Raw genomic sequence first — 13,156 nt, forward strand, 5'->3', positions numbered from 1 at the left:
CCCATATTAGCCCTTCGACCATCCTTTTCGTTGCCAGCGACTCCCGAGGCCACAAAATAGACCCCCCATGATTCGCAAAGCCTTTGTCATGCAACTACAATCTGGCCAAATGCAAGAGTACATCAAACGCCACTCCCCCGTTTGGCCCGAACTGGAAGCCGTACTTAAATCCCATGGCGTCTACAACTACTCCATTTTTCTCCACGAAGGGACCCTACAGCTTTTCGCTTACGCCGAAATCGAGGACGAAGCACGCTGGGCCGCGATCGCCCAAACCGAAGTATGCCAACTTTGGTGGACCCATATGGGCGACATCATGGACAGAAACCCCGACCATAGTCCGACCGCCGTGGATCTAAAAGAGACCTTTCATCTCAATTGAGAATGACTTTCTAGTAGAACGGTCGATCGAGGGCCTTCACTTGCGAAGCGCCGCACAGGTCGATTTTTAAAAACCCACCGTCGGGACGAGACCGTGTTAGGAACACGGTTTGGTAGATCTTCTTTGAAAAAAAGGGATCACCGTTAGCGAACAGGATTCCGCCTCGCGGAAGTACGTCTGATAGATTCCGTGGATACTGAGCAAGCCGGTAATTTGTCTAGGTGGAGCTTGAGGGCAATTCGTCAATACTAACCAAACGACTAGTCAGTAACCACTACTACATCGATCGATTCAGTACGTTCTTCCCCGTCTCGCAAGAAGACGACTTCCACAGACTCACCGGGATTCAACTCGTCGAACGCATTGTACATGTCGTCGTAATTCTCTATCGTTTCACCATCAATCGAAACGATGATGTCTCCCACAATGATCCTTCCGTACTGGTCTCGAGACGTCCCCCGCATGCCCGATTTTTGAGCGGGAGAATCTTCATAGACCTCTCTAACAATCACACCGTTGACTCCTATGGATCGAGCGATTCTGTCTTCAAATATGGATACGCCGATTCCCGATTCAACGGACCTTCCAAAACGGATGATTTGATCGACTAAACGTTTAATCGTATTAGAGGGAACCGCGAAGCCAATTCCAGTTGAATCTCTCAAGATTAACGTGTTCATCCCAATCAGCCGGCCCTGGCTATCCAGCAACGGTCCCCCGGAGTTGCCTGGATTGATCGCTGCATCTGTCTGGATCATATCTCGTATTGTGATACCTTCCACTATCGACGACATACTCCGACCGAGGGCTGACACATTACCTATCGTCAGGGTATGATCCAGACCATAGGGATTACCAATGGCCAGCGCCTTTTGGCCAACCTGCACTTCCGCGGAATTCGCTACCTTGTCCCCAAAAGGAACGACATTGGTACGTTTCAAATCAATCTTTAGGACTGCCAGATCCTTTCGGGGCTCTACCCCTATGATTGCCGCATTGTAAGTGTTGCCGTCAATAAGAGTAACGGCGACTCGAGACGCACCCTGGACTACATGGAAGTTCGTAACAATGTGTCCATCGCGATCCCACAAGAAACCCGAACCCGTACCAGCTTGAACTTCTGTCACGTCGAAAGAGAAAAAGTTGCGACGCTGTTGTACGTTATGAACAAATACGACCGAAGGCGATGCATTTTGGAACACGTTAATCGTATTTCGCTCATATTCGAGCAACCCCTTTGGAAGATCAACTGAATCGGAAACAACGATACTGGGTCCCCTTTCACTAGAAACGAAGTGTTTGTAGATTACGCTAAATGCAAACAGAGCGAATGCCGCTACCACAAATTTGTAGATAAACCTTAAAATACTGTTTCCCTGCATTTTGAATCGAGTGATCTCTGTTTCTACTTCAAAGCAGAATTCACAGTCAAATCAAGACAACCCATCGACTTACGGCGTGTATTTTCCCTAACTGCCTCGATCAAACCGACCAAAGAAAGAGCGATACTCCAGCCAAGTGATTGCTATCCAATTAATTGCCAATTTAAATTTCCGATCAAAAATACTCAATCAAAGTACTTTAAAGGGTTGAGATTAGCCGCCGATCCCTCACATTTAAAATGATTATGTCTTCTTCAACTCACAGATTTGATGCTGCGATCGATAGCCTAAAAAAAGAGCGCTTGCGAATCACCGAGCCGAGAAAGGCATTGCTGCAACTTCTGGTCGGCGTCTCAAAACCGCTTTCCGCCGACGAGCTTCATGAGGCCCTAGGTGCCGAAGAGTTCGATCTCGTAACGATCTACCGTAACCTGGACGCCTTTGAGAATGCAGGCATCGTAAATCGTATCCCAACCGAATCGGGCAAGTCGCTTTACGAGTTAAACGCGGAACAGCATCATTATCACCATATCATCTGCAGAAAGTGCCACCACACTGAAAAACTGGATACTTGCGAGGTAGTGAAACTGGAAAAGCTCGCCTCGGATCTCGGCTACTCAGAAGTCACCCATGTCCTCGAGCTCTATGGAGTTTGCGAAACTTGCCGCTAGAGCAAGTACTACTCCAAAATATCAAGCACGCCATCAAAGTAGCCCTTGTAGAAGCTAATCACTTTGATCGCCACTAATACCGATATCACCAGAAATAAGATCTGAGGATAAACAAGGGTAGCTAAGAAAATTCGTTTCTTCGCTACACTGGAATACATCTCAGCCATTCGTTCGATATTGACGTCCAACGATCCTGTCCGCTCACCGATGCGGTACTGCTGCTTTAACTCCGGAGGAAACCCGCCCTTATCCACAAAGCCTTCGCTCGCTAGGCGTCCAGCCTTTATCGTTCGGATGGCAAGTTTCCCTTCCTTTTCCAACCTTGAACTATCCGCCGCATCCAACGCCCATTGCCAGCAGGATTCAACGGATACTCCCGAACGCACACAAGCCGCGAAGGTACGGCAGAACCGAGCAAGATCCCGATTGATCGAATACGATTTTATTATCGGCAAAAGCGACTGTAGCCCATTTTTGAATCGTCGTGAAAACTTGAAGGCTATGCTCAGGAGAGCAAGCAAGACCCAAAGAGGGACTAAGATCATACCAACGCTCACGAGGTAGGCTTCGAACTTTCCGTCTATCACATACTCCAACGGAAAAAGGAGTGCGGCAAAATGCAGGATTACAATCGGGTACAAGGATGCTAGTTTGATCCGGTTTTGAAAGCTGGCGGCTTCCTTTCTCACTTCTCCCAATTCCTTGAATACTGCGGGCAACTTTCCTGATAGTTCTGCGGCAGCGATGATCGAGCGTTCTCCAACTTGAAGAAATGGACATTGCGCATCGAAGGCAGCAGTCCAGCTTGAACCTTCCTCAAATCGCTGTGATAAAGAAATTCCGATCTTCTTAGGAATCCCATCCGCCATGCACACGGATTCCGCGGGACTAAATCCAGCAGTCAAAGACTCTGAGAGCTCAAAAAACCAAGAGGATACTCTTTTATCAGACAGACCTGACATTCCCCGTGAAGCTACAAGAGAGCATCTAAAAACTCAATGCCTAACTCTTCTACAGCTCGCCTCACACTAGACCACAAAAGTATCGATCTATTTATCGCTACTTTTGACCGTAGTAGGCGTTGGCGCCGTGCTTCCGAAGATAGTGTTTGTCTAGCTGGGCTCGGGACAATGAAGCCGCATTCGGTTTCAACAACTGTGTCTTCATCGTCATTTCGGCAATGATTTCCAGGGCAAAGGCCGTCTCAACCGCCTTTTCGCCGGTCGGTCCCCATACAAAAGGTGCATGCCCATGGAACAATACAGCACTGATTTGATTAGGATCGAGATCTTCGAATCTCTCTACGATCACATTACCCGTCTCCCATTCATAATGGCGGGAAATTTCTTCGCTTGAAATGGGCCTGGTTACGGGAACGTCTTCGTAAAAATAGTCTGCATGAGTGGTGCCCATACAAGGAATGGAAACGCCGGCCTGCGCATAGGCCGTCGCATTTCGAGAATGAGTATGCACGACTGCATTGATGTCACCGAAGGCTTGATACAACCTTAAATGCGTAGGAGTATCGGAAGACGGCCTCAACGAGCCTTCCACTAGATAATTCTCTAGATCGAGGGTGTGATCGCGATCTGGCTTCGCGTCCAGACTCAAAACGACTATGTCATCCGGCCTTAACCCTTCGTAGGAAACACCGCTTGGCTTAATGGCCACCACCCCCTTTTTGCGATCCGCCACCGAGACATTCCCAAACGTCAGGTCAACGATATTTCGCCCTGGCAGCTCGCGGTTCGCATCGCAGCATTCTTCTTTTAAAGATTGGTATTCGCTCATAAGTTTTATGATTAGCAACTGACTGTTATCCTGCAAATGTAAAGCCCTTGTTCGAATAGTAGTATACTTCGTTATTTCGAAGCTCTTTTCGCTCTTCGCTCACCGTTGAATCTTGATCAATATGGAAAAATTCAATACCTGATATCGATGCGAAATCTTCCATAACCTCACCATTCAAAGCTTTGCTTAATGCCGATGCTGAGATTCTCCAGAGTTTATTCACGAAGCTGCAGATATCTTGAAGTCAGGCTGAGGTTTCAAAAAGGCCCGAGCAACCGGCAATTTTGGCAATGGTTCGTCCTGGTCGACCCCAACTACATCGTTAAGCAAAAGTAGAAACCGGTTTCCGAGATCGACGATCACTGCATTAATCGCTGGCCCTGCCGCTACATCGAATACGAGTCTTACCGGGTCCTCTTTCCCTCCAATTCCCAATGGGTGGATCTCTAAAGACGGCTTCGCAGCGACTTCCTTAGAATTGGCCGCGACCTGCACCGGCGGTTCTGGACCATACAGATGCTGCGAGCCAGTTACGAACCAAAGCTCTAAATCTTTAAGGTTTTTCATAACTAGCAGAAATGCCTATCTTCGGGCTCGGTCCTTAATTGCGAGCAGGTCTTTCATCACAACCCCAAGGTTGCTTTCCACCACACCACCAAATGCGTCATGCAATTGCTTATACAGTTCAAACAGTTCGTTGTAGACCGCCTGCGAATCTGGATTTGGCTGATAGCTCACATCTTTCAATCGAGTCATCTTTGCCTGAGCTGTTTCGAAGTCGTCATAGCCCCCGAGAGCCGAACCTGCTAGAACAGCTGCAGAAACCGCAGATCCGAGGGCACAGGTTTGCGAGCTTCCCGAAATGAGCATCTCCCTTCCGGTAATATCCGCGTAGATTTGCATGAGCATCGGATTCTTTTCTGCGATTCCTCCCGCACAGACAACCCGACTCACCGGCACCCCGAAACTTTCAATACGCTCCAAGATCATCCTTGCTCCAAAGGCGGTACCTTCGATCAATGCTCGGTAAATCTCTGCTTGGGAAGTGTGCAAGGTTTGTCCCACCAACAGCCCAGTCAAAAGCGGATCGACGAGTATCGTCCGATTTCCATTATTCCAGTCGAGTGAGAGAAGACCAATCTCTCCTGGCTTGTAAGCCTCTGCTTTCCTAGTCAGAGCGATATGCGTATCCGCGTTACCTTTACAGACATGGTTGACAAACCAGGCGAATATATCTCCTACCGCAGACTGTCCCGCCTCAATGCCATAGTAGCCGGGTAGAATGGCTCCTTTCACAATACCACAAATTCCGGGGATGTCCGCAACTTCCTTGTCCGCTTTGACAACACCGCAATCGCAAGTCGAAGTCCCAATCACCTTCACCAAGGTTCCTTCATCCACTCCTGCTCCAATCGCTCCGTAGTGGACATCGAATTCACCGATTGCTATGGCTACCCCTTCTGGAAGTCCCAATTGCGCAGCCCATTCACTACATAGCTCGCCCGCTTTCTCCGACGCGTCGTAGGCTTTCTCATACAACCGGTCTTTCAGATCCGCGAGTTTGGGATTCAACATCGATAGAAATTCTTTGTCAGGCAAACCTCCCCAATCATCCGCATAGAACGCCTTGTGTCCCGCCGCACAAACTCCCCGTTTGACCTCCGTTGGATCCTTCACACCCGCCATGATCGAAGGCACCCAATCACAAAGCTCAACCCAGCTGTACGCAGCATCAAATACATCCGGAGCAACATTCAGGCAGTGCCACAGCTTGGACCAAAACCACTCGGAAGAATAGGTGTTCCCGCACTTCGCCAAGTACTGAGGCCGATACTTTCGACACAACTCCGTGATTTTTGCGGCCTCCTCCACGCTCGTGTGATCCTTCCAAAGCCAGCATTCCGCAGCCAAATTTCCTTGAAACTCGGGCTTCATAGCGAGAGCCTCATTTAATTGATTGACGGGAATGGGGCTGGAACCCGTGGAATCCACGCCAATTCCAATTACCTTGTCTGCCGAAAATGCAGGGTCCGATTGTTTCGCATCGGAGACTGCTTCGACGACCGTGAACTCCAGCCCCGCCAGGTAGTCTCCAGGGTGCTGACGAGCCAAGTTATGGTCGCTGGCATCAAGCAAAATCCCCATCTCCCCAACTGGATAATTAAAAACGGACGTGCCAATCTCCACTCCATCTGAGCATCGAACCACGATGCCTCTCACCGAATTCGTTCCATAATCTACTCCGATCGTATACGCCATAATATCTACAAGTTGCTCTGAAGCGCGTCTTTTAGGTCTTTGAGGTGACAAAGTAAAAACCTTTGTTTACTCAACGGTCATGTTCCCGCGAATTAAGGGTGCCATCGCCATCTGGCTGAAAGTCAGGATCCGCCTGCCAGACCCCGCTCAGTAGACTCCGCAAATGCGATAAAGGCTTTCGTTTCTTCTGAGTCGGCAATATCACCCTTTTTCAATTCGGCGAGCGCTTGCTGCCGATTGAATCCGTCTCGGTAGAATATTTTGAAAATCCGCTTGATCACGGACAGTTGCTCAGGGTTGAAACCATTTCGCTCTAGGCCGATCTTATTGAAGATCCTAATCTTGGCGGGGTGTCCATCTCCCAACATAAAAGGCGGAATGTCCTGCTCTACTTTTGCACAGCCTCCAATGAAGGCGTGCTGACCAATATGGCAAAACTGGTGAATGGCAGTACCTCCACCACCTATCCCCACGTGATCCTCAACAATCACATGGCCTGCAAATGTAGCACCGTTACTAGCTATCAGATGATTCCCAATTTTGCAACAGTGTCCGACATGGCAGTACGCTAAGAATAAGTTGTCGTCTCCAATTTCCGTATACTCTCCTTCATTCGTAGCCGCGTTAATAGATACGTATTCGCGAATCACGTTTCGATCGCCTATAAGAGTACCTGGATTACCACCTTTGAATTTCAAATCCTGAGTCCTCATACCCACACTCGCAAAGGGGTAAACCTCGCAATCCTCCCCGATCGTGGTGTTTCCCCAAATATTTGCTTGATGCCAGATTTTGGTTCCTACCCCCAGTTTCACCCCCGGACCAATAATCGAATAAGCTCCTACGGAAACACCTTCAGCAAGCTCAGCATGGGGATCGACAATTGCGGTGGGATGGATTTCGCCCGTCATAATTCCTAATTCTTAGTATCCAATTTATTAGATTTCTGCCTCTTTATCAACGAGCATGAATTTCAGCTCTCCCGAAGAGGCAACCTTGTCACCCACGGTGCAAGTCGCAACCGCGGTGCCAATCTTGCCTCTCATGATTTTAGTAAGCTTTACATCAATTTTCAACTGATCGCCCGGGATCACTTTGTTACGGAATTTCACTTTATCGATACTCATAAACACCGCCGTCATTCCCTCGTTTTTAGTTACGCGAAGCATAAGGATACCCGCTGCCTGAGCCATGGCCTCGATCTGCAGCACTCCAGGCATGATAGGCTGACCCGGATAGTGCCCCTGGAAATACTCTTCGTTGATAGTACAATTTTTAATCGCGGTCAGTTCATCGTCCCCTCGAAACTCGATGACACGGTCAACCATCAACATGGGGTAACGGTGAGGCAACGTCTCAAGCACGCGTCGGATATCGAGTTTTGTCTCAGTCTCAATGACCAGCGTCTTCTTTTTCGAAACCTTCTTGGCATGGCCCTTTTCCAGTTCCTCCATACGCTCAAAGAGCTTCTTCGTAAGCTCTGAATTAAGAGCATGCCCTGGCCTCACCGCGATGATGTGTGCCTTGATCGGCTTACCGAGGAGAAATATGTCGCCGATCACATCTAGAATTTTGTGGCGCACAAGCTCGTCCTCAAAGCGTAACGGCTCTTTCGAAAGAATCTTGTCTCCCTTCAGGACAATAGCGTTCTCTAGACTGCCTCCCTTAATCTTGCCGAGTTTAATCAACTCTTCGATATCTTCAAAAACGGTAAATGTTCGGGAGGCGGCTATTTGAGTCGAAAATACCTCTGGATCGATATCGATTGAAAGATGCTGAGTATGGATTCCACGATCATCTGACGACGTACAGGTTACTTTGAATCCATCGTAGGGTAACGCTATGAGTGAAGAGTTTCCCTGCGAAACCGAGATCGGTTTATCTAATACGAAATATTCTCGGTCCGCTTCCTGCTCGACGGGCTCCCCCTCCAATATCATGTTTACGTAGGCCCGAGCGGAGCCATCCATGATAGGCGGTTCGCTCGCGTCCATTTCGACTTCGACATTATCTATCCCCATCCCATGAAGAGCGGCCATGACATGTTCGACCGTATGCACTTTCGAAGGGCCGGCATTCAGGGTCGTATTACGCACTAAGTCGCCCACCTGTGAAATATGTGGCCTAAACTCTGGCTTCTCATGCAGATCCAATCTCCGAATCACAATACCGTGATTGACAGGCGCCGGTTTCAACGTAAGCCGAGAATTATCACCCGTATGTAGAGCAGGACCATTGATAGTAACCTCTCTCAGGAGGGAGCGTTGCTTCATGGGGAACGGTTTGTGGCGCCATTAACCAAAAATGACAAGCACGGAGATTTCCGGGATTCCATCTCAAAAACCCTCTTGTTGACAGCAACCCCATAACCGTCTACCTCGACCACTCTTTAAAAACTCATACACCTATGCCAATCGCATTAGACCTTAGAAAAGGCAACGTCATCAACTATAACGGGAATCCATGTCTAATTATGGAATCCCATCACCGGACTCCCGGAAAAGGGCAGCCGGTCGTGCAAACCAAAATGCGCAACCTCAGTACAGGACGCTCTGCCGACGTTCGATTCCAGTCCACCGAAAAAGTTGAGGTGCTGATGACTGAGCGTAAGAATCTGGAATTCAGCTACGAAGATCGAGGCGTCTATTCATTCATGGACCTCGAAACCTATGATTCGATAGAGCTGGATCCCGATATCCTTGAGGATGCGGTCAATTTTCTCGTTCCGAATACCGAATACGAAATTCTCTTTGTTGACGGGAACCCAGTTCAGCTAGTACTGCCCTCTACCGTAGAACTAAAAGTAATCGAATCTCCCGAAGGCATTCGCGGCGACACTGCCAGCAACGTACAAAAGCCGGCTTTGCTTGAGACAAAGCTCACAATCCAAGTCCCCCTTTTCATCAAAGAGGGAGAAGTCATCAAGGTAAATACAAGCGACAAAAGCTACTCCGGAAGAAGCTGAAGGCCCAGCTTAATACTAATCCCTTAATGATACGAACGTCTCCACATGCTTGAGGCGTTTTTTAATAGATCGCAGGTTTTATCAGTCCGATAAGACCTACGACATGATTCTTAAGCAACACGCTCTACAATGAGAGGCGGTGGCGTAGGTCGTTTGGGAGCGAGTCGATACGCCGCTTTGAAATACTCTAGCGCCTGTTCAAGTTTCGCCTCGTCATTGTAGTGAATCATCATCAGTGGCTCGCCCTGCTTAACCTGGGTACCCACCTTTCTGATTTCCGATACACCGACCGCAAAATCGATCTTTCCATCTTCATCCGCTCCAGCCCCAAGAAGGTGGACCCCCTTGGCGATCTGCGATGCGTTGATGGTGTGAACGTATCCGCGCTTTGGAGCCGGTAGTTTTCGAATGTGTTGGGCAGTTGGAAACTTCTCAGGATCATCGATGTAACTGGTATCACCGCCTTGGGCCGCGACGATCTCCTTGAGCTTCGCTAAAGCTGTTCCGTCTTCAATGTGGCGTTGTACCGTTTGCTTTGCAGATAGCGTCGATCCAGCAACCCCTGCGAGGCGGACAATCTCCATACCGAGCTTCAAGACGAGTTCCTGCAAATCTTCGGGACCTTCCCCATTTAATAGCTGAATCGCTTCCTTTAGTTCCAGAGCGGTTCCGACAGTATCGCCAAGTGGTTGGTTCATATCGGTAACGAGAGCTACACAGCGACGCTTCATGGAGCGACCCACACGAGTCATGGAACGAGCGAGCTGCTTGGCTTGTTCCAGATCGCGAATAAAAGATCCGTTCCCCCATTTTACATCGATCACTAGTCCTTCAGAGCCTTCTGCCAACTTTTTGGAAAGAACACTTCCCGTAATTAAAGGGAGACTTGGAATGGTAGCGGTCTTTTTACGTAGCTCATAGAGTATCGCATCTGCAGGAGCCAACTCCTTACTCTGGCGAACCATCGCCCCACCAATTCGCTCTAGCTGCTGAATAAACGGCCCGATCTCCATTTCCGGATTAAAACCAGGAATAGCGCTGAGCTTGTCTAAAGCGCTCACGGCGAAATCCTGGTCAACACTCCCCATCATTGGAATCACGATGCCGCTAGCAACCGCAAGAGGCACTAAAACAAGAGACGTTTTATCACCAACGCCACCAGTCGAGTACTTGTCGATCTTTGGCTTCGCGATATGCGAAAGATCGATGACTTCTCCCGAAAGCATCATCTCCTCAGTCAAGACAGCCGTTTCCTGGGCTGACATTCCCTGAAAGAAAATCGCCATCGCCAAAGCGGCCATCTGATAGTTAGGCATTTCTCCATCCAAAATGGAGTCTACCATGTACCTGATCTCCTCTTTGGTGTACTCTTGACCATCTCTCTTTTTCTCGATGAGGTAAGCGTAGCTCGGCTTGATGAATCTGCGGGTGCTTAAGGTCTTTCTAACCATTATCAGTCGTGTAAAATAGTCGTTAATACATCAAAATAATGAACGACAACGGCTTGCAGGAGATTTGCTCAGGCATTCCAAGTCGCACAACACGGTTTCAAATCTGACAAATTTGAGGATAAAACTTTTCACAAAGTGCGTTTCGCCTGAGCCCCAGCCATTTTCGAATCCGTTATTATGCCACACGTGTCAAGACCCCGAATTTGCCCAATTCCTAGGGGTAAACGCTTATCTATTTGGCTGAAACAAACCTTTTGATTGGCGAGTGGCACTTTTCAGGGTGGCAAGCTAAGGAAACCACTTTTGCTTCAGGACTCCATTCGGAGCTTGCTCGCGCAATGCAACGCCGCTTTAAACCGCCTTCTTATGCACGAATGGTTTGATGTCGAAAAAAAACTAGAATCCAGCGCCAATGTCGCCGCTTGTGCCGCAGGTTTGGATACGACGATGTTCAACGCCGACGTTAGACCTGCGGATCCCCGTTTTGGCGACTTTCAAGTCAATGGCGCCCTGCCTTACGCAAAACGGCTGAAAACGAATCCTCGCGAAGTTGCTCAAAAAATGGTCACGGCCTTTGAAAAGGATAACTCCCTGACCTCGGTGGCTGACCTGAGCATCGCGGGACCTGGTTTCATCAATTTCAAGTTCAAGCCCCAGTTTTATTCCAACTGGTTGGCCGCATTCGCGACTGAGTCCGATTTTAAAGAATCCGCCTCCCGCTTCTACTCTGGTGACCGCGTGGTAGTGGACTATGGATCACCGAACACTGCCAAGCAAATGCATGTTGGCCATATTCGCTCGGTCGTAATCGGAGAGGCGATCTGCCGCCTGCTGGAGTTTTGCGGAGCCAAGGTTACCAGGGACAACCATATAGGCGATTGGGGAACGCCGTATGGAAAACTCTTCTTCGCGTACAGACGGCACTTGGATGAGAGTGCCCTGACCGAAGATCCTCTCGGAGAGCTCGAACGCCTCTACAAGCTCGGAAGCGAGCTCGCCGGCGAGGACGAGGCTGTTCTCGACGAATGCCGCGAGGAGCTCGTAAAACTTCAAGCCAAGGATCCCGGAGCGATGGCTTTGTGGGAAAAAGTAAACGAGCTAAGCATCGCAGGTCTCAATGAGGTGTACGAACAACTCGATGTAACCTTCGACTGCTACCTGGGCGAAAGTTTCTACCGCGACAAGGTACAACAGGTCTACGACGAGCTGTCTGATTCAGGCCTGGCAGAAGAAAGCAAAGGCGCACTGGTCGTTTTTCACACAGAGCACAAGCGATACGCGAAACAGCCCTTTATTATACGCAAATCCGATGGAGCGAGCAACTACGCTACTACTGATTTAGCTACCATGCTCTATCGCCACGAACACTTTAATGCGACCCGTATCGTAATCGTGACAGATGATCGTCAAAAAGACCATTTCGAGCAACTGGATCTAACGACAGCAAAGTGGTTCGAGCGGACCGGGCGGGAACGTCCGATATTCAATCATGTCATGTTCGGGAAAATTACGGGGAAAGATGGCAAGCCCATTAAATCCCGTTCTGGCGACCCCATTCGTCTTAAGGATCTAATTGCCGAAGCGATCGAGAGGGCCTACGCGCTCGTCAAAGAAAAGAATCCGGATTTAAGCGACGCTGAACTCAAGCATATCGCCCAGACCGTTGGAGTGGGTGCCATAAAATACGCCGACCTTTCACCTAACCGGACCAGCGACTACGTTTTCTCATGGGACAAGCTTCTTTCTTTTGAAGGCAATACGGCTCCTTACTTGCTGTATGCGACCGCACGAATACAAAGCATTTTTAGAAAGCTCGACGGACCCCAGAAGGATGGTCTTGAAAAACGAGCATCTACATTCGAAACCGATGAGGAGATTGCGCTGGCCCGAAAAATTGTAGAATTTGTTGGTGCCCTCCAAACGACGATCGAAACCCTTCGTCCTCATATGCTATGCCTCTACCTCCACGAGCTGGCAGGTACCTTCAGTGCATTTTACAGTGCGAACAAAGTGATTGTGGAAGAAGAAGGGGTCCAAGCAAGACGCCTGATCCTCTGCTCACGTACATTGCTTGCCTTAAAAATCGGTCTTTCACTTCTGGGTATTAAGACCCTCGAACGCATGTAGACCTGGGATCCCAATAGGACCAAACCAAATTAAACCGGTTTAGCGTCCTCGATTTTCGTAAAAAACAATCGAATTAAACCGGAAAAGCCGATTCCGCCTCTCTCTTATTCCATTCGCAGGAAATCCCG

General features: G+C 49.0%; 12 protein-coding genes. 4 read left to right on the top strand and 8 right to left on the bottom strand.

Annotated elements, in window-relative coordinates; translation table 11 throughout:
* The first annotated feature begins 67 nt into the window (after window positions 1-67).
* Entirely contained in the window at window positions 68-382 is a 315-nt protein-coding gene (rhaM, locus tag GA004_RS11600; RefSeq protein WP_283394029.1) for an L-rhamnose mutarotase, read from the top strand.
* A gap of 260 nt (window positions 383-642) precedes the next feature.
* Here rhaM and GA004_RS11605 read toward each other — a convergent pair whose 3' ends face one another.
* Window positions 643-1,764 (bottom strand): S1C family serine protease, encoded by a 1,122-nt coding sequence (locus GA004_RS11605; RefSeq protein ID WP_283394030.1) that lies wholly within the window; start codon window positions 1,762-1,764, stop codon window positions 643-645.
* Between the two features lie 245 nt (window positions 1,765-2,009).
* Here GA004_RS11605 and GA004_RS11610 point away from each other — a divergent pair, with 245 nt between their 5' ends.
* Window positions 2,010-2,435: a Fur family transcriptional regulator gene (locus GA004_RS11610; RefSeq protein WP_283394031.1), complete on the top strand. Its 426-nt coding sequence runs from the start codon at window positions 2,010-2,012 to the stop codon at window positions 2,433-2,435.
* Between the two features lie 8 nt (window positions 2,436-2,443).
* Here GA004_RS11610 and GA004_RS11615 read toward each other — a convergent pair whose 3' ends face one another.
* From GA004_RS11615 to GA004_RS11640, 6 genes are all read right to left on the bottom strand, one after another.
* Complete coding sequence (locus GA004_RS11615; RefSeq protein ID WP_283394032.1) at window positions 2,444-3,397, bottom strand: type II secretion system F family protein; 954 nt, start codon at window positions 3,395-3,397, stop codon at window positions 2,444-2,446.
* A 97-nt stretch (window positions 3,398-3,494) separates the two neighbouring features.
* Window positions 3,495-4,226 (bottom strand): L-ribulose-5-phosphate 4-epimerase AraD, encoded by a 732-nt coding sequence (gene araD / locus GA004_RS11620; protein ID WP_283394033.1) that lies wholly within the window; start codon window positions 4,224-4,226, stop codon window positions 3,495-3,497.
* 219 nt (window positions 4,227-4,445) lie between these two features.
* Window positions 4,446-4,793 carry a hypothetical protein gene (locus GA004_RS11625; RefSeq protein WP_283394034.1) on the bottom strand — a complete coding sequence of 116 codons (348 nt, stop codon included), beginning with the start codon at window positions 4,791-4,793 and terminating at the stop codon, window positions 4,446-4,448.
* Between the two features lie 15 nt (window positions 4,794-4,808).
* Window positions 4,809-6,485, bottom strand: coding sequence for a ribulokinase (locus GA004_RS11630; RefSeq protein ID WP_343218855.1), 1,677 nt, complete (start codon window positions 6,483-6,485; stop codon window positions 4,809-4,811).
* Between the two features lie 122 nt (window positions 6,486-6,607).
* On the bottom strand, window positions 6,608-7,396 hold the full coding sequence (gene lpxA, locus GA004_RS11635) for an acyl-ACP--UDP-N-acetylglucosamine O-acyltransferase (protein ID WP_283394036.1): 789 nt from the start codon (window positions 7,394-7,396) through the stop codon (window positions 6,608-6,610).
* Window positions 7,397-7,423: 27 nt separating this feature from the next.
* Complete coding sequence (locus GA004_RS11640; protein WP_283394037.1) at window positions 7,424-8,758, bottom strand: bifunctional UDP-3-O-[3-hydroxymyristoyl] N-acetylglucosamine deacetylase/3-hydroxyacyl-ACP dehydratase; 1,335 nt, start codon at window positions 8,756-8,758, stop codon at window positions 7,424-7,426.
* Window positions 8,759-8,892: 134 nt separating this feature from the next.
* Between GA004_RS11640 and efp the strand changes: the two genes are divergently transcribed.
* The gene (efp, locus tag GA004_RS11645; protein ID WP_283394038.1) at window positions 8,893-9,450 is read left to right on the top strand and encodes an elongation factor P; all 558 of its coding nucleotides are present in this window, start codon (window positions 8,893-8,895) and stop codon (window positions 9,448-9,450) included.
* A 110-nt stretch (window positions 9,451-9,560) separates the two neighbouring features.
* Here efp and GA004_RS11650 read toward each other — a convergent pair whose 3' ends face one another.
* Entirely contained in the window at window positions 9,561-10,901 is a 1,341-nt protein-coding gene (locus GA004_RS11650) for a thymidine phosphorylase (protein ID WP_283394039.1), read from the bottom strand.
* A gap of 366 nt (window positions 10,902-11,267) precedes the next feature.
* On the opposite strand from GA004_RS11650, the gene argS reads away from it, so the two are divergent.
* Window positions 11,268-13,028 (top strand): arginine--tRNA ligase, encoded by a 1,761-nt coding sequence (gene argS / locus GA004_RS11655; protein ID WP_283394040.1) that lies wholly within the window; start codon window positions 11,268-11,270, stop codon window positions 13,026-13,028.
* Window positions 13,029-13,156 lie beyond the last annotated feature (128 nt).

Source organism: Candidatus Pelagisphaera phototrophica (assembly GCF_014529625.1).
In the GTDB taxonomy this organism is placed as follows: Bacteria; Verrucomicrobiota; Verrucomicrobiia; order Opitutales; family Opitutaceae; genus Pelagisphaera; species Pelagisphaera phototrophica.

What these genes read in the sequence shown, in the direction of transcription:
- rhaM (WP_283394029.1), top strand. Translation starts at nt 68, where the DNA reads ATGATTCGCAAAGCCTTTGTCATGCAACTACAATCTGGCCAAATGCAA.
- GA004_RS11605 (WP_283394030.1), bottom strand. Translation starts at nt 1,764, where the DNA reads ATGCAGGGAAACAGTATTTTAAGGTTTATCTACAAATTTGTGGTAGCG.
- GA004_RS11610 (WP_283394031.1), top strand. Translation starts at nt 2,010, where the DNA reads ATGTCTTCTTCAACTCACAGATTTGATGCTGCGATCGATAGCCTAAAA.
- GA004_RS11615 (WP_283394032.1), bottom strand. Translation starts at nt 3,397, where the DNA reads ATGTCAGGTCTGTCTGATAAAAGAGTATCCTCTTGGTTTTTTGAGCTC.
- araD (WP_283394033.1), bottom strand. Translation starts at nt 4,226, where the DNA reads ATGAGCGAATACCAATCTTTAAAAGAAGAATGCTGCGATGCGAACCGC.
- GA004_RS11625 (WP_283394034.1), bottom strand. Translation starts at nt 4,793, where the DNA reads ATGAAAAACCTTAAAGATTTAGAGCTTTGGTTCGTAACTGGCTCGCAG.
- GA004_RS11630 (WP_343218855.1), bottom strand. Translation starts at nt 6,485, where the DNA reads ATGGCGTATACGATCGGAGTAGATTATGGAACGAATTCGGTGAGAGGC.
- lpxA (WP_283394036.1), bottom strand. Translation starts at nt 7,396, where the DNA reads ATGACGGGCGAAATCCATCCCACCGCAATTGTCGATCCCCATGCTGAG.
- GA004_RS11640 (WP_283394037.1), bottom strand. Translation starts at nt 8,758, where the DNA reads ATGAAGCAACGCTCCCTCCTGAGAGAGGTTACTATCAATGGTCCTGCT.
- efp (WP_283394038.1), top strand. Translation starts at nt 8,893, where the DNA reads ATGCCAATCGCATTAGACCTTAGAAAAGGCAACGTCATCAACTATAAC.
- GA004_RS11650 (WP_283394039.1), bottom strand. Translation starts at nt 10,901, where the DNA reads ATGGTTAGAAAGACCTTAAGCACCCGCAGATTCATCAAGCCGAGCTAC.
- argS (WP_283394040.1), top strand. Translation starts at nt 11,268, where the DNA reads ATGCACGAATGGTTTGATGTCGAAAAAAAACTAGAATCCAGCGCCAAT.